Genomic DNA, 16552 nt, shown 5'->3' with positions numbered 1-16552 from the left:
GGGATTCGAACCCGCGACCCTCGCCTTGGCAAGGCGATGCTCTACCCCTGAGCCACTTCCGCACGCAAGGAGGCGTGCGTCCCGCGTTGCCGCTCGGATGGCGGCGTTCTTAGCGGGGCTACCTTCGTCCCACGTTGCCGCCAGGACGGCGGCGCTGTTAGTGGGGCTACATCGTTATGGTGAGCCATGAAGGACTCGAACCTTCGACACCCTGATTAAAAGTCAGGTGCTCTACCAACTGAGCTAATGGCTCGTACTGCTCGCCATGAGAACTACTCTATGAGAAAGAAACTTAACCGGTGCACCGCGTCTATCTCTCGGCGACAAGAACTAATATACCACCCGCATCGCAAAAACGCAACCCCTCTTCTCCAGAAAAAAATCCCCGCAACCGCCTCGCAGGCAGCAACCGGGGACTTTTTTTCCAAAACCTCAGCGAAACCTTACACCGTGATTTCCTTCACGCCTTCTGCCGGAATGATCAACGTCGGCTCGGTCTTCGCTTGAATTTCTTCGACCGTATGACCCGGCGCCACTTCCACCAGCTTCAGACCTTCGTCGGTCACGTCGATGACAGCGAGGTCCGTGATGATGCGGTGCACAACTTTCTTGCCGGTCAACGGCAGCGCGCATTGCTTCAGGATCTTCGCGTCGCCGTGCTTGTTCGTGTGCTCCATCGTCACGATCAAACGCTTCGCTCCGTGCACGAGGTCCATCGCGCCGCCCATGCCTTTGACCATCTTGCCCGGAATCATCCAGTTCGCGAGGTCGCCTTGCTCCGAAACTTCCATCGCGCCCAAGATCGCGATGTCGATGTGCCCGCCGCGGATCATGCCGAACGACTCCGCAGACGAGAAGTACACAGAACCCGGAATCGCCGTGACGGTTTCCTTGCCCGCGTTGATCAAGTCCGCGTCCAGCTCTTCTTCCGTCGGGTACGGCCCGATGCCGAGCAACCCGTTCTCCGATTGGAGGACCACGTCAAGACCCTCCGGAATATGGTTCGCCACCAAGGTCGGAATCCCGATCCCGAGGTTGACGTAGAAGCCGTCTTGAATTTCTTGTGCTGCTCGTTGCACGATTTGGTCACGAGTCAATGCCATGTCTTCCAGTTCCCCTTTCTTCTCTCCGCTTCTTAGCCTTGACGCACGGTGCGGCGCTCGATGCGCTTCTCAAACGATCCCTGCACAACGCGCTGCACATACACGCTCGGCGTGTGGATGAAGTCCGGGTCGAGCGTGCCCACCGGCACGATCTCTTCGACTTCCGCGATCGTGATCGCACCCGCCGTCGCCATCATCGGGTTGAAGTTTTGGGTGGTCTTGCGGTAGATCAGGTTGCCCATCTCGTCCGCGCGGAATGCTTTCACCAACGAGAAATCCGCTTTCAAAGCTTTCTCCAAGATGTACTCCTTGCCGTCGATCACACGGGTTTCCTTGCCTTCCGCCACCGGCGTGCCGACGCCCGCCGGAGTGAAGAACGCCGGAATCCCCGCGCCGCCCGCACGGCAACGCTCCGCCAACGTCCCTTGCGGAACCAGTTCCACTTCCAGTTCGCCGGAGAGGAATTGACGCTCGAATTCCTTGTTCTCTCCCACGTAGGAAGAGATCATCTTCTTGATTTGGCGGTTCTGCAGGAGCAAACCGAGGCCCCAGTCGTCAACGCCGCAGTTGTTCGAGATGACGGTGAGATCCTTGACGCCTTTGTCACGCAGCGCGAGGATGAGATTCTCCGGAATGCCGCAAAGACCGAAACCGCCGACCATGAGAGTCGCGCCGTCTTGGATGTCTGCAACGGCATCCACTGCGCTTTGGTAGACCTTGTTGATAGCCAATGAAAGTACCTCCTTCTATCTGCTACCTTCCAACCAACGGACGGTAGGAAAATCCAATGAATACGGATACAAGTTAATTATAAGAAAAAACGCCCCCGGTGAAAACACCGAAGGCGTTTTTTGTGAGAATTGACTAACGGTTGCCGCGCACGCGGATGAAGACCAACGTGTTGTTGCGGGAGCGCAAGAGCACAAACCCGGCATCGCGCAAACAACGAACCGCCGGCTCGACGCGTTCCCCGACTTGCAGGAACCGGTCGCACTGGCGCGCGTTGCCGATGACCGTGACAGACGTGATGCGGCGGCCGCGCTTGATCGTGCGACGGAACGTGATCGTCACGATGTCCACACGGCGGCGGCGACGGTTGCCGCTCCCGACGCCGCTGATGCGAATGGTGTTGTTGGAGCCTTGGCGGGTGATCGCGATTTGGTTCGCGCTTTGACGAACGTTGCCGCCGATCGCCACGCCGTTTTGGGAGAGGAATTGGTTCGTGAACGAGAGGTTGTTGGAGTTGGTGGAGATACGAAGAGGCATGCTGACACCTCCTTTCAAACTTTGCTTCTATTAAGAGATGCCAGTGGAGTTCCCAGAGCCACGGACAAGTATGGAACCGCACGAAAAAAACAGCCGGTGTCCCGCTCCCGGCCGTTTCCTAGTCCTTGGTCTTCAGCATTTCCAGCTCAATTTGCTCCATCTCTTCCTCGTCCAACGGCGCGTTCAACCCGATGTTCAGCGTCCCGCTCATCTCCTCGATGTGCAGAGAGTGGACGTGGTAGACGACTTTTTTGATCCGAAGCGTCCGCTTCTTCTGCGCTTCCAGTTCGCGGCGCAGCTCGGCGTTTTCACACTGGAGGGCGAGGAGGCGGGCTTCCAGTGAGCGAATCGCTTCCCAGACGTTCCACACCGGTCTTGTCGCCTCCTTTTTTCTTTTCTCCGTGTCCTTTGGGCGTGATGATGAAGTTTTTGCCGACGTTGAGCAACGCGTTGTCCATGTTGATGACTTTCAACGACTGGAGATCAAAATAGACTTTCATTTGTGGATCACGATCTTTTTCGTCAAAAAATCGAAGACATCGTCGTCAGAAACGGCATACTTCGCGCCGAACACCTCGTTGCGGTCCCCCACGACCTCCCCGAGCCCGTAGTTTTGATTTTCTCTGGCGCGCACCACGGTTTGGATCGTCGGGCCGATGGTGATAAACGATTTGTCGAACGTCATGGATTTTATGAAATTCACATTGATTTGCACAGGTCTCACCTCAACATACTGGGAAGTTGGGTAATCGAGATCTCGCGGGACGGCGCATCCATCATGTCCTGGTCGTCAACTCTGGCTTTGACGTTGCGCTGCCGGTTAAAGTCCCCGATGATTTGCCCGTACCCTTGGTTGTACTTCGCGTTGTTCTTCCAATCATGCAACAGGTTCTGCCCGACGTTGAGAGCCGATGCGTTTTCCACGTTGTTGACCTTAATGCTGAAGATGTTGATTGTGAAAGCCAACTCGGACCCTCTCCTCTCTGCCCCGTCTCCTACAGCCTATGTGCAAGCGCCCACTTCGGTGACACGTCACTCCGCGTGAAACCCTCGCATACACTGAAGCGAGGTACCGAAAGGGGGACGACCTGAATGAAGCGCCAAGATCTGAAAAAATGGGAAGACCAAGCACGGCGCTTTTTTGGCAACGATTTTTGGGAAGACATCCTGTCTGTGTTGCCGGATTCAGAAACCTCCTCCGTCAACCGTTCGAACGATGTCGTTTCTCATCATCCCCCCAACCAATCCGTCGCCCGTCCCAAACCGCCCGCTCAGCCGGCGATCGATGTGTGCAAAACAGACAAACAGTACCTCGTCCTCGTCGAACTGCCCGGTCTGCGCAACGTCGACGACATCGAGGTCTACATGCACGGCGGTCAACTGTTCATCACCGGCACCGCCGCAAGCCCGTATGACCGTCACAAGTCGCTCCTTTCCGAGCGGTTCAAGGGCGATTTTAAACGAATCGTGTCGCTGCCGGAACCGATCGAGGAAGATAAAATTGATGCGCGCTACGTCAACGGAATTTTGGAAATCCGCCTGCCGTTTCGTTCTCGCCCCAAAGAGCCCAAGAAGCGAATCCGCATCGAAACCGATCCATAAAAAAATCGTCGAGGCCGTTTCGGCTCGACGATTTTTTGTTGCACGGCCCGCTACACCACGCTGCCGTGCGCGATCGGTTGGTCCACCGCATCCGTGTCGTTTACGATGGTGGTAAACCCAAACTGAAAGTCTGCGTCGCCGTTGATCTCGCCCGATCCGTAGTTTTGCTTGCTGTACCCGTTCCAATCCTGTAAGAACAACGGACCTACGTTGAAGTATCCTTTGTCGATCGTGTTCACTTTCACAGCCAAAACGTTGATGCCGCCAATCATGCCTATCTCCCCCTCTTCCTGCCTAAGATACGCCAAAAAAGCGCCGTGTGTGCACACGGCGCTTCCCTACACTGTTATGGGTGGGATAGGCTCGAACCATTTGAGTGATGATTCTGGTGGCTCGGGACGGAATCGAACCGCCGACACGAGGATTTTCAGTCCTCTGCTCTACCAACTGNGACTTGAACCTTCGACACCCTGATTAAAAGTCAGGTGCTCTACCAACTGAGCTAATGGCTCGCAGTCTCACCGTCACCGGCGTGTTTCTCGCGGGAACAGGTGTTACTATACCACGAGCCAAAGCGCGGGTGCAACCCTTTTTGCGTGGGAGTTTCAGGGGGTTTTAGCAGAGTTGCCGGTTCCATGCCGCAATCAGGAGTTTCGTGATCGGGCCGGGGGTTCCGTGATGGAGCGGTTTTTTCTCCATCGAGACGGCGGGCAGGATGCCGGTGACGGAGCTGGTCGTGAACGCTTCCGTCGCGGCGGCGAGATCGTCGAGCGTGAACCGATGCTCGCGGGTCGGGATGCCGTGGGCGCGTGCGGTTTGCAGCGCCCATGCGCGCGTGATGCCGGGGAGGATGCCCGTTTCGAGGCTCGGCGTCCACAGTTCGCCGTTCACCGCAAAAAACAAATTGCTGACCGCCCCCTCCGCCACAAATCCGTCCTGCGTCAGTTGAATGCCCTCTCCCCCGCCGCGCGCTTCGAGTTCGGCGTACGCGAGCAGGGAGTTCAGGTAGTTCAGCGATTTGACGCGCACGGGAGTTTCCGGCGTGCTGCGGCGGGTTTGCAGGACGAGCAGGTCGCGGCCGGTTGCGTACGTTTCGGCGCTCGGCAGGACCAGCGGTTTGGCGTAAATCACCAAAGTCGGCGTCTCGCACGATTTCCCGCTCGGGCCGAGCACTCCTGGTCCGCGAGTGATTGAGAGCCGGACGTAGGCTTCCGGCAGGTTGTTGGCGCGGACAGTCGCTACGAGGAGATCGTGGAGTTCAGAGGAAGACCACGGAAGGGAACGCACTTGCGCAGATTGACCCGAAACGTCATCGTCAGCCTCGTGCTGTTTCCAAAGCGAGATGTCCCGTGCCGATTCGCAAAGCCGCTCATAATGCGCCTCCCAAAACATCGGACGCCCGCCCACGGTGCGCATCGTCTCAAAGAGACCCGCGCCGTAGAGAAAGCCGTGGTCGAGGACGGAAACTTGCGCTTCCTCGACGGGTACGATTCGACCGTTTAGACAGACGTGCATGCGATTCCCGCCCGTTCTATGAAGTTGCGCAACATCGACTTGCCGTGCTCCGTAAGGATCGCCTCCGGGTGAAATTGCACGCCCTCGACCGCCAACTCCCGATGGCGCAACCCCATAATCTCGCCCTCCGCCGTCCACGCCGTAATCTCCAGACACTCCGGCAGCGTCTCGCGCTCCACGATCAACGAATGATACCGGCACGCCGTCAACGGACTCGGCAGGTCGTAAAACGTCGTCCGCCCGTCGTGATGGACCGGAGACGTTTTTCCATGCATCATCCGCTCGGCGTGCACGACGCGCCCGCCAAACGCCTGCGCGATCGCCTGGTGCCCCAAACACACGCCAAACAACGGAATCCGCCCTGCAAAGTGGCGAATCGCCGCAAGCGTAATGCCCGCTTCGTTCGGCGAGCACGGCCCCGGCGAGAGGATCAACACCTCCGGGTTCAACGCTTCAATCTCTTCCAATGTAATCTCGTCGTTCCTTTGCACGAGCAACTCATGCCCCATCTCGGTCAAGTACTGGACCAGGTTATAGACAAAGCTGTCATAGTTGTCGATCATCAAAATCACAGGAAAAAACGCCCCTCTCCAGCAGGTAAAAACTGATCGGCAAGCGCCCGCCGCATTCCGGAAATCCTATGGGTCGTGAGGTGAAACACATTGGGCTTTCTCAAACAGACAACTCTCGTTTCCCTGACGACGACCCTGCTTCTGTTTCCTCCGCATCCAACGTTTGCAGCCGTTCCCGACGTAGCCATGATACCACAAAATCCGCAAATGCCCACGGGCTGCGAAATCGCGTCCCTCACGATGCTCCTGCACTGGGCGGGCCATCCGGTTTCCAAAACGGAAGTCGCCGGCTGGGTGCACCGCGAGCCGGCGCCATATCAGCGCAACGGCGTCTGGTACGGCGGCGATCCGCATCGCGGGTTTATCGGGTCGCCCGATTCCCCGAACGGCTACGGCGTGTTTCACGAGCCGATCTATCAAGTCCTGCAAAAAAAGGAACCGGCACGCGCCTTCGACCTCACCGGAAACTCCTTCACAAGCGTTTTACAATCGGTGGATCAGGGAAGCCCCGTGATCACGTGGGTGACGATCGGCCTCGCCGAGCCCCGCAGCTCGATGACGTGGCGAACGGGCAGCGGCAAGACGATCGATTGGAAAACGCCTGAACACGCAACCGTCCTGACCGGATATTCCGCGACGACGGTTTCCGTGCAAGACCCGTTGACCGGGCGTCTGGAACACTATCCGCGCTCGCTGTTTCAAAAGCGGTGGGAGCAGATGGGTCAACAAGCGGTCGGTCTCCGGCAAGAATAAGAAACCAAGCCCCGGTTTGCCTCCGGGGCTTATTTTTACAGGATGCGCATGGTAAGATGTTCAATTGAGAAGGAGTGATCAGGGTGAGCCGATATCCAGAGGCTTTTTTACATAGAATGCAGGAAATGCTGGGTAGAGATTACGAGGCGTTTGCGGCGAGTTTGGAGCAGCCGTCCGTGCAGGGGTTGCGCGTGAACACGCTGAAGACGACGAGCGAGTCGTTTTTGAAAAAAACGCCGTTTCGCTTGGAGCCCGTGCCGTGGGTGCGGGACGGGTATACCTTCTATGCGCCGGATCGTCCGGGCAAGCATCCGTATCACGCGGCGGGTGTGTATTACATTCAAGAGCCGTCGGCGATGTCGGTGGCGGAAGTGTTGAACCCGCAACCGGGCGAGCGCGTGCTGGATCTCTGCGCGGCTCCGGGCGGGAAGTCGACGCATCTGGCGGCGCTGCTCGGCGGGCGCGGGCTGTTGGTTTCCAACGAGCCGCATCCGGCGCGGGCGAAGATTCTGTCGGAGAACATCGAGCGGTTCGGCGTGCGCAACGCGATGGTGACCAATGAAATGCCGGATAAGCTGTCGGCGCGGTTCCCGGCGTTTTTTGACCGGATTTTGGTCGATGCGCCGTGTTCGGGCGAAGGGATGTTTCGCAAGGACCCCGATGCCTGCGACGAGTGGAGCCCTGAGCATGTGACGATGTGCGCCGTGCGGCAAGCGGACATTCTCGATCATGCGGCGTTGATGCTGCGTCCCGGCGGGACGATGGTGTACTCGACGTGCACGTTTTCGCCGGATGAGAACGAAGGCACGATGGAGAAATTTCTGGCGCGGCATCCGGAGTTTGAGCTGATCGACATTCACACGGCGGAGCACTTTGCGCCGGGGTTTGGCGAGTTTGCGAAGACGGCACGGTTGTGGCCGCACAAGTTGAGCGGTGAAGGGCATTATGTGGCGCATCTGCGCAAAACGGACGACGCGAACGGCGGTCAGGCGTCGGACGAGCACGGGGGGGCGCGCAAGAAATCCGGCAAAGGGAAAGGCCGCGACGGTCGCGGGAGTTCGTCCGCGAAAGTGCCGCTTGACGCGGTGAAGACGTACCGCGAATTTGCGGGGGAGACGCTGACCGTGGTGCCGGAGGGGGAGTTTTTGCTGTTCGGCGAGCAGTTGTATCTCCCGCCTGCGGGGCTGCCGGATCTGCAAGGGCTGAAAGTCGTGCGCCCCGGCTGGCACTTGGGCACGGTGAAGAAAAACCGCTTGGAGCCGAGCCACCATCTCGCGCTGGGATTGCACCCTGACGAAGTGCGGCACACGGTCGATCTCGCGGCAGACGATCCGCAGGTGTTGCAGTATCTGCGCGGCGACACGCTTTCTGTGGACTCGCACAAGGGCTGGATTGTGCTCACCGTCGACGGATTCCCGCTCGGCTGGGGCAAACTGTCCGGCGGACAGTTGAAAAACCACTACCCCAAAGGGCTTCGGTGGGTATAAAAAAACGTCTTGGTCACGTTGAGCCTCCACAAATTTCCTCTCTCGTGGTACGATGAGGGGAGTTTACAATTACAGGGGGAACTTCATTGACCTTTCGTGAACTTCATCTAAACGTAAAAATCAGGCTTGTTCAAAGTTTTGTCGGCAACATGGTGGGCAGCATGATCTGGCCTTTTATCGCGATCTACTTTGCGGAGACGATCGGCGCGTCGTGGACGGGGTTGTTGGTGGTGGTCCACATCGCGATCGTCGTGTCGGCGAGCGCGTACGGCGGGCACTTTGCCGACAAGTTCGGACGCAAGCGGGTGAAAATCTATTCGGAATCGATGCGCGTGCTGCTGTTTGCGGTGATGACGCTTGCGAATTCGCCTTGGTATCACTCCGCATGGATCACCGCAATCGCGATGATGCTCATCGGGTTTTGCGACGGGTTGGCGACGCCCGCTTCCGAAGCGATGATGATCGACGTCACCACGCCGGAGTCGCGGAGTGTGGTGTACAGCATCGACTACTGGTCGAACAACTTCGGCCTCGTCGTCGGCGGGATCGCCGGGGGCTATCTGTTTCGCGCGCACAAGTTTGAGTTGTTCAGCGGGATGACGCTGTTTTTGCTGGCGTCGCTGATCGTGCTGTTCGTCTGGATCACGGAGACGAAGCCGGAAGCCAAACCGAAAGCGCCCGGAGAAAAGCCGAAGGGCATGGCTTCCTCGTACAAACAGGTGTTCAAGGACCGAATCTTCATGACGTTTCTCGCGGCGGCGCTGTTCTGCGGGTCGCTGGAGAACATCACCAACTCGTACGGGCGCGTGCGGATCAACGACGACATTTCCACGCCGCAGACGATGTTCTCGATCGGGGATTGGTCGTTTGCAGCGGACGGGATGCAGTTGTATGCGTTTTTGCAATCGGCGAATGCGTTGATCGTCGTGCTGTTCTCGGCGTTGGTGCGCCGCATGGTACAGAAATTCGGGCATCGCCGCGCGCTGTTGCTCGGCGTGACGCTCAGTCTCGCGGGGTATGCGGTGATCAACGTGTTCAACTTGCCGTGGCTGTTGATGATCTCGATGATCGTGGCGACGATTGGCGAGATCACGTGGGTGCCGGTGAAGCAATCGATCTTGGCGAACCTCGCGCCGGAGCACAATCGCGGCGTGTACATGGCGGTCGCCGGTTTCCAAGGCGTCGGCACGATGCTGGTCGGCGGGATTTCGATCTCGATGGTCGGGTTGGTGTCGCCGTGGACGATGGGCGGGGCTGTGCTGCTGATCGGGCTGCTCTCCCTCGTGCTCTACAGCCGGACGATGGGGAATCTGTCCCGTCGCGAGGCGGTGGCAACGCCGTCTGCGGACCTGTCTGCGTAACGCTGGAAAAAACCCTCCGGCACAGGATCTGTGCTCGGGGATATGAAAAAACCCTCCTGCACATCGTCTGTGCCTGGAGGGTTTCTTTTTACCGAAACAATCCCTCCGACACCATTTGCGGTGCCGGAGGGATTGTTTTTTCTTACTTCGTGAGTTGGCCGCGGGTGACGCCGAGTTGGTTGGTGGCGTTCAGGGTGCGCCAAACGTGCGTGCCCGTCACTTCGCCTGCGAGCGCCTGGCGGTAGAGCTTCAGCACTTCTTTGACGCGCTTGCCCTCTTCTTCGAGGAATTCCACGCGGTAGTGGCGGACGCCGTTGCCGAGGAATTCGCCGAGGTACTCTGCCCCGGACTGGTCGACCGCGTTGTAGACCGTGTTGCGGCAACCGGTATCGACGCGCACCGGATGCTCCATGCCGACGCGGTCCTTCAACGAGACGCGCTGCTCTTCACACGGACGGCCGCAGTTCGTGAAGTCGGTGCCTTCGGAGAGGAACGTGCAATAGACGCAGTGTTCGGTATGGAACATCGGCATGTGCTGGTGTATGACCACTTCCATATGCTCCGATTTCGATTGAGACAGCAGGTCGATCATCTGTTCCGTGTTCAAATCGTACGACGCCGTCACGCGGTCCATGCCGCGCTCCAAGAACAGGTTGACCGCTTTGTGGTTCGCGATGTTCAGCGAGAAATCGCCGATCAACTCGATGCCCGCCGGGCGCTCCTGCTCAAAGAAGTACGCCGCGCCCGTGTTGCGGATCAAGATGCCGTCCGGTTGGTGTTTGAGCATCTGGCGCAAGATGCCGTTCTCGCCCGGCATGTGGATGCGCGGGGTGGCGAGAGCGATTTTTTTACCGGCTTTGCGGGCGGCTTCCACCGCTTGCGGGTAGTCTTTGACGAATTCAAAGTCGGCGTAGATGTAGTCCACGTCCGTTTGCCCCGCCGCTTCGATCTGCTCCAAGGAACGGCAGAGCGCGATCAGTCTCGCGTCCGCTCCGTCCACCGGCTCCGGCACCGCCGTGTCTTCGTACACGTCGGGTTCCTGCTCCACGCGGGTGTACTTCGGCGGCGCGATGCGCAGCGCGAACAGTTGCTCGACCGCTTCGCGGCGGATGCGGTTCATCTCCGACTTCGGCACGATCACGTTGCCGGTCAACTCGACATGCAGCTCGTCCAGTTCGTAGACGGTGCCGCCCAGACGCCCGAATTGCTCGCGGAGCACTTCTTCGTCCAGCGGGCGTTTCAGCGCTTCTTCCGCCGGGTTTTCCGAGTTGATGGTGACGGAGGTGCCTTTTTTCACATCGGTCCAGACGGTGACGAGCGGCTGCCCGACCGCGCCGTAAACTTCAAGGTTGACCGGGAACGTGCGGTACGGTTTTTCCGTTTCAAACGTGCGGCGCAGGCGGCGGTCGAGTTCCATGTCGGACGTACGCCAAACTTTGTCGCCGACGTTGATGTTGTGCAAGTTGACGTCGTTGCGGCCCATGACGATTTCGTAGAGGCCTTCGTTGACGCCGCCCTCGATTTTTTGGCCTTTGATGCGGATGTCATAGACGCGTCCGCCCTCTTCGTCTTGGGTCGGGTCGCCAAAGTCGAACACGATGCCGTCGCCGCGCTTGAGCGGAGCTTGCAGGTCGATCAAGATCGCGTCGCGGTAGACTTTTTTGACGTGGCCGAGGAAGACGCCGCGCTTTTTCGGGAACGTGCCGTCGACGAGTTGCTTGTTGTTGGTGCCCTTGAGGAAGCCGTACGTGAAGCCGCGCGAGAACGACTGCTCCAGCTCTTGGATGTCGATCAGGTCGGGCTGGTAGTCGGTGACGCCGAGGAAGTACGCGTCGATCGCTTTGCGGTATTTCGAGACAACGTTGGCGACGTACTCCGGCGATTTCAGGCGGCCTTCGATCTTAAACGAAGTCACGCCCGCTTCGATCAATTCCGGCACGAGTTCGAGCGCGTTGAGGTCTTTCGGCGAGAGGACGTAGGCGATGTTGCCCATGTCTTTGTGTTCGCCGTCGACCATCATGTCGTACGGGAGACGGCAAGCCTGCGCGCACTCGCCGCGGTTTGCCGAGCGTCCGCCCCACATCTCGGAGGTCAAGCATTGGCCCGAGTACGAAACACAAAGCGCGCCGTGGACGAACACTTCGAGCGGGAGTTTCGCGGAGTCGGCGATCTTCTTGATCTGTTTGAGGTTGTTTTCACGGCCGAGGACGACGCGCTCCATGTCGTACGGCTTGGTAAATTCCGCCGCTTCCGGCGAGGTGATCGTCATCTGGGTGGAGCCGTGGATCGGGAAGTCCGGCGAAATTTCGCGGATCATCTTAACCAGCCCCAAGTCTTGGACGATGACGGCGTCAACTCCTGCGTTGATGCAGGCGTCGATCAGCTCTTTGGCGTCTTCGAGTTCGTTTTCAAACACGAGGATGTTGAAAGTGAGGAACCCCTTGACCCCGTAGGTGTGCAGAAATTCCATGATCTGCGGGAGCTCTTCCATGAGGAAATTGTTGGCACGGGCGCGGGCGTTGAATTTTTCCACGCCGAAGTACACGGCATTGGCACCGTTGGCGACGGCCGCGCGCATCGCTTCCCAAGTTCCGGCGGGTGCGAGCAATTCGATGTCTTCGCGTTTGATGTCGGTTCGCATCTATATGTAACTCCTTCCGTTTGTCACGTAGTAGGATGGACAACTGTTCTATTGTACTATTTTTCCCCAAGCTGTAAAAGGTATAGCACTTGTCAGGAAGGTGCAGTATACCTTATAATGTAAAAACATTTAGGTGGATCATGATCATCATGCCGATGAAGAGCATCCAACTCGGAGGCGCTCACGACCGGAGGAACCCTTTTCTCTCTAAGTAAGCCGGGAATCGCCCGTTAACGCGGTACCAAAGTGGGCCTGTTTCCTTTTGCGGAGCAGGTCAAGTTGGGTGGCACCGCGAGACCTTGTACAAACAAAGAGCGCTCCTCGTCCCAATCGGATGAGGGCGCTCTTTGTCATTTTTCAAGAGGAGTGGTGCAGCTATGTTGGACATTCGTTTCATTCGGGAGAATCCGGACGTGGTGCAGACGGTCGCACAACAAAAAGGAATTGCGGTGTCGATTGCCGAGCTTTTGGAAGTCGACGCCAAGCGCCGGGCGCTGCTGCAAGATGTCGAGGGACTGCGCAAACAGCGCAACGAGCTTTCGCAGCGGATCCCCCGCCTCGCCAAAGAAGGCAAGAAAGACGAAATTGAAAAAACCAAAGAAGACGTGCGCGGCATCAACGCTTCGCTCACGGAGCAGGAAGCCGTGTTGCAAGACGTAGAAACCCGCTTCGGCGAACTGATGCTGCTCGTGCCGAACATCATCTCGCCGGACACCCCGATTGGCGAATCGGACGAAGAGAACGTCGAAGTTCGCCGCGTCGGCGAGCTGCCGCAGTTTGACTTTGAAATTCAAGACCATGTGACGCTTGGCGAAACGTACGACCTGTTCGACTTCCCGCGCGGGGCGAAAGTGGCGGGAACGCGGCAGTATTATATGAAGGGCATCGGGTTGTACCTGCACCGCGCCGTGCAGCAGTTGGCGATCGACGTGCTGACGGAGCGCGGGTTTACCGTGCTCGACGTGCCGGTGATGGTCCGCGAAGAGATGATGACGAACACCGGGTTCTTCCCGCTCGGGCGTGAACAGACGTACGAGTTGGGCCGCGACAACGCTTGGCTCGTCGGCACGTCGGAAGTGCCGCTTGTCTCGTACTATTCGGGCGAAGTCGTCGACGTGACGGAGCCGATTCGCATGGCGGGCGTCTCGAACTGCTTCCGCCGCGAAGCGGGCGCGGCGGGCCGCGATACGCGCGGGCTGTACCGCGTGCACCAGTTCGCGAAAGTCGAGCAAGTCGTCCTCTGCAAAAACGACCCCGCCGTGTCGGAAGCGATGTTGCAAGAGATCACCAAGAACGCCGAAGACCTGCTCCAACTGCTCGAAGTGCCGTATCGCGTCGTCGCCGTCTGCACGGGCGACATCGGGCAGGGTGTGTATAAAAAGTACGACATCGAAACATGGATGCCGTCGCGGGAGAACTTCGGCGAGACGCAATCGGCTTCGAACTTGCTGGAGTTCCAAGCGCGCCGCTCGAACATCCGCTATCGAGATGAAAACGGCCACTTGCAATACTGTCACACCCTGAACAACACCGCCGTCGCGACGCCGCGCATCTTGATCCCGCTCTTGGAAAACCACCAGCGCGCCGACGGGTCGATCTACATCCCGAAGGCGCTGCGAAAGTATCTGAACGGGCTGGAAGAAATCAAGCCGGGCGCGAAGTTGTGGTGATGATTCGTATCTAAAAATTGTATTGAGGCCCCTCAAACGAAGCACTGGAGGGGTCTCTTCCTCAATAATGGCCAGAATAGATAATGCTATCTAATTACTTATTGACTAAATCAAAGCATATGTACAAAATATAGAAATAAGCTCGAAGATAACAGAAGTGTAAGATAGCTATAAACAGGGGGACAATATAATGAATTGGGAGAATATCGAGAATCTCCTTGATGCTTATACCCAATATAAGCATTATCAACAGCTTTTTGACAGCAAAGGGTGGCCGAAGAAGAATTCTCGCGAAGCAATGAAGGATCTCTTGATCAAGGGTGTAAAGGACCCTGGATTTATCAATGCAGCAATGAATCTTTCGGAATTCGAGGAGTGGCTCGTTCTACACCAGATAGACGGTAATAATTATACCTTTGTGTACAGTTTGCAGACAAAACCAGAATTAGAAGTGCTGGAAGATCTTTATAATCGAAAGAATGAAATCGTAACTAGAATTTGGGAATTCAACCCAAATATCAGTTCTGATGACGACAATCAAGTATTGACCAACCTGAATGAGATAGTTCTAGTTGATATTCATCGTAATGAAGAGAGAGGCAAGTACATATACTCTTTTCTAGCGCCCTGTCAAGTTTATGGCAAAACAGTATCAGGGTTACAAAAGATTCACAAAAAGCTATTTTTCGCACACTGTGTACTCTTTAAGGATTCAAATGAACTAAGGGTCGTAATTAATCCAACTAGTCATTTGATCGATGTGAACGGTGTGGAAAAAGACAAAGGCGATTGGACTCCAATTGCAAATACTTTTTACTTTAAGATGAAGGAATTTATTGGTGAGCATTTGCTTATCGCCCCCCTGTGGCTTCCCCTTGCACTGCATAAACTCGCAGAAGACGCCTCAAGTCACAACAACGCTGATATTACAAGTCAATCGGTAAATGCAGAGGATGATATCCGTGAATTTGCGGAAGCTTTGCTATTAAAGGCTGGACTGGATCCTGAAAAGGATCTAGCAATGACGTTACACCTTGCACAAGATATCCAAAACTCTTTTGAAGCGCAGTTAATTGAAAAATACGGTATAATAAAAGGAGACAATCCTTTTGAGCTATTTAAGCAGCGGATCGACGGTGTCAGTCATACTATAAATGTAGAATCGCGAGAAACCTTACGTGGAGGGGCTGCTGCACAAGCTGCACGTAAGTCGCGTCAGAATAATGATATCGACTTGTTGGGTGTAACACTAAACACAAACGAACGCATATATAAATTTTTAGTGGAACAAGGTACTGATGCTTATCTTATCCGTGGTTCCAAAAATGTGTTTATTGAAGAGGAGGTGGTTAACAGTGTTATTCGAAAACTTAACGAATATCGCGATGAAATTCAACCTTCCTTCAGTAGTGATCCAAACAATGTCGGAACGGATCCAGTCATTGCGTCCTAGTGATGTAGTGACAAAAACTACATTTGCAAGACATATTCAGTTACCAATTGCATATGCTGAGAATATATTAATAGAACTGTACAATATTCGGATGTTGGATATCGTAATATACGTTGATTGTAAAAATGAAGTTCCTCATTCTGTAAAATTCGATTCACTTAAAGAGTTCTATCATAATCAAACTATTTCAACATGTCCCGAATGCGGAGAATTCCTCGACTTTTCTAGAGCAAAGGTTGGATTCAGGAGAATACAAGAATGACTTTTGATGATTTCACACACATACAAAAACTTCTGGAAGAGTGTAATGATAATATTATCTGGAATCCAATAGCTGATCAAGAATCTGTAAATGTCTTTGATTATTTCATTTCAGAAATTGAGGCAAGTCAGGAATGGAAAAAAGAACTCAACTGGAAAAAAGGCCGCTTGTTAGAGGAATTTGCTGAATTTTTGTTTCGGAGATTCGTTTTTTTAGATGATATTAAAGCCAACAGATTAGCTGGTGGCAATGAGACAGATATCGAAGTAATATTCGGTGATAAGCCCAAACCCTCTTTCGTAAATGATTTCATTGGAACAAATATTATTTGTGAATGTAAAAATAAAAAGAGCGCATCGATTGATGTTGGCACTGTAACAAAACTGGATGAACTCCTTGATTCTAGGCGTTCTAGATTCGGAGTATTTATCTCTATCCTAGGTATAGGTGGGTCTGGCTGGAAGTTTGGTGAGGGAAAGAGAAAAAAACTTTTCATTCGCTCAGACAGAAAAAAGCCAATTATCTCCTTTACTGTAAACGAGCTTTCTAAGTTAAGAGATGGGAAGTCAAATTTTTACACTATGTTAAAACAAAAAGTACATCTTTTACTTGATGAAGTAGATGATGAGGCACCAGATCTTCCATCATATTCGAATCCAGACTACCTCAGAAATATTTTGATGATAGTCGATCATTTTGCTAGAAACCAGTTAGCAAGTGAAGAAGAGATCACTAACATTCGAAACAGAATATCCTTAAGGTATGGTTTACCCGAGGAAGAATAAGCGAAGACATAGCACTGCAATAACTCACGGTCTTTGCTTTTTGTATTTCAGCCCCTTTCCACATAAATTGAAAATATCAATA

General features: G+C 55.0%; 17 protein-coding genes and 1 tRNA gene. 7 read left to right on the top strand and 11 right to left on the bottom strand.

The features are described from left to right. Positions 1-177: 177 nt before the first annotated feature. The 7 genes from EL26_RS07820 to EL26_RS07790 form a co-directional block, all read right to left on the bottom strand. Positions 178-253: transfer RNA gene (locus EL26_RS07820), tRNA-Lys, on the bottom strand. A 190-nt stretch (positions 254-443) separates the two neighbouring features. After that, complete coding sequence (locus tag EL26_RS07815; protein WP_038086345.1) at positions 444-1103, bottom strand: CoA transferase subunit B; 660 nt, start codon at positions 1101-1103, stop codon at positions 444-446. Between the two features lie 32 nt (positions 1104-1135). Further along, positions 1136-1828: a CoA transferase subunit A gene (locus EL26_RS07810; RefSeq protein ID WP_038086423.1), complete on the bottom strand. Its 693-nt coding sequence runs from the start codon at positions 1826-1828 to the stop codon at positions 1136-1138. 139 nt (positions 1829-1967) lie between these two features. Further along, a complete protein-coding gene (locus EL26_RS07805; RefSeq protein ID WP_038086342.1) occupies positions 1968-2369 on the bottom strand; it encodes a hypothetical protein in 402 nt (133 codons plus the stop codon). 118 nt (positions 2370-2487) lie between these two features. Continuing rightward, a complete protein-coding gene (gene gerPC / locus EL26_RS07800; RefSeq protein ID WP_038086341.1) occupies positions 2488-2739 on the bottom strand; it encodes a spore germination protein GerPC in 252 nt (83 codons plus the stop codon). A gap of 126 nt (positions 2740-2865) precedes the next feature. Beyond that, the gene (locus EL26_RS07795) at positions 2866-3084 is read right to left on the bottom strand and encodes a hypothetical protein (RefSeq protein WP_038086339.1); all 219 of its coding nucleotides are present in this window, start codon (positions 3082-3084) and stop codon (positions 2866-2868) included. Positions 3085-3089: 5 nt separating this feature from the next. After that, on the bottom strand, positions 3090-3335 hold the full coding sequence (locus tag EL26_RS07790) for a spore germination protein (RefSeq protein WP_038086336.1): 246 nt from the start codon (positions 3333-3335) through the stop codon (positions 3090-3092). Between the two features lie 126 nt (positions 3336-3461). Between EL26_RS07790 and EL26_RS07785 the strand changes: the two genes are divergently transcribed. Then, complete coding sequence (locus tag EL26_RS07785; RefSeq protein WP_038086335.1) at positions 3462-3971, top strand: Hsp20/alpha crystallin family protein; 510 nt, start codon at positions 3462-3464, stop codon at positions 3969-3971. Positions 3972-4021: 50 nt separating this feature from the next. On the opposite strand, the gene EL26_RS07780 is transcribed toward EL26_RS07785, so the two are convergent. From EL26_RS07780 to pabA, 3 genes are all read right to left on the bottom strand, one after another. Beyond that, positions 4022-4243: a hypothetical protein gene (locus EL26_RS07780; protein WP_038086332.1), complete on the bottom strand. Its 222-nt coding sequence runs from the start codon at positions 4241-4243 to the stop codon at positions 4022-4024. Between the two features lie 343 nt (positions 4244-4586). Then, positions 4587-5486, bottom strand: coding sequence for an aminotransferase class IV (locus tag EL26_RS07775; protein WP_038086329.1), 900 nt, complete (start codon positions 5484-5486; stop codon positions 4587-4589). Then, positions 5471-6058, bottom strand: a complete 588-nt coding sequence (pabA, locus tag EL26_RS07770; RefSeq protein WP_038086327.1) for an aminodeoxychorismate/anthranilate synthase component II — start codon at positions 6056-6058, stop codon at positions 5471-5473. The genes EL26_RS07775 and pabA overlap by 16 nt, the downstream gene beginning before the upstream one ends. A gap of 186 nt (positions 6059-6244) precedes the next feature. Between pabA and EL26_RS07765 the strand changes: the two genes are divergently transcribed. From EL26_RS07765 to EL26_RS23570, 3 genes are all read left to right on the top strand, one after another. Continuing rightward, positions 6245-6811 (top strand): C39 family peptidase, encoded by a 567-nt coding sequence (locus EL26_RS07765; protein WP_152559200.1) that lies wholly within the window; start codon positions 6245-6247, stop codon positions 6809-6811. A gap of 83 nt (positions 6812-6894) precedes the next feature. Continuing rightward, positions 6895-8298, top strand: coding sequence for an RsmF rRNA methyltransferase first C-terminal domain-containing protein (locus tag EL26_RS07760; protein WP_038086326.1), 1404 nt, complete (start codon positions 6895-6897; stop codon positions 8296-8298). A gap of 86 nt (positions 8299-8384) precedes the next feature. Next, positions 8385-9659, top strand: a complete 1275-nt coding sequence (locus EL26_RS23570) for an MDR family MFS transporter (protein ID WP_052036119.1) — start codon at positions 8385-8387, stop codon at positions 9657-9659. Positions 9660-9801: 142 nt separating this feature from the next. Here EL26_RS23570 and EL26_RS07750 read toward each other — a convergent pair whose 3' ends face one another. Then, on the bottom strand, positions 9802-12300 hold the full coding sequence (locus EL26_RS07750; protein ID WP_038086322.1) for a U32 family peptidase: 2499 nt from the start codon (positions 12298-12300) through the stop codon (positions 9802-9804). Positions 12301-12677: 377 nt separating this feature from the next. Between EL26_RS07750 and serS the strand changes: the two genes are divergently transcribed. From serS to EL26_RS07735, 3 genes are all read left to right on the top strand, one after another. Then, the gene (serS, locus tag EL26_RS07745) at positions 12678-13970 is read left to right on the top strand and encodes a serine--tRNA ligase (RefSeq protein WP_038086319.1); all 1293 of its coding nucleotides are present in this window, start codon (positions 12678-12680) and stop codon (positions 13968-13970) included. A 190-nt stretch (positions 13971-14160) separates the two neighbouring features. Beyond that, the gene (locus EL26_RS07740; RefSeq protein ID WP_038086317.1) at positions 14161-15423 is read left to right on the top strand and encodes a hypothetical protein; all 1263 of its coding nucleotides are present in this window, start codon (positions 14161-14163) and stop codon (positions 15421-15423) included. A 258-nt stretch (positions 15424-15681) separates the two neighbouring features. Continuing rightward, a complete protein-coding gene (locus EL26_RS07735) occupies positions 15682-16470 on the top strand; it encodes a hypothetical protein (RefSeq protein WP_038086315.1) in 789 nt (262 codons plus the stop codon). The last annotated feature ends 82 nt before the right edge of the window (positions 16471-16552 follow it).

The organism is Tumebacillus flagellatus, assembly GCF_000714935.1.
Lineage (GTDB): Bacteria > Bacillota > Bacilli > Tumebacillales > Tumebacillaceae > Tumebacillus > Tumebacillus flagellatus.
The sequence above is the reverse complement of the archived record's forward strand: the minus strand, read 5'-3'. Positions and strand labels throughout refer to the sequence as shown.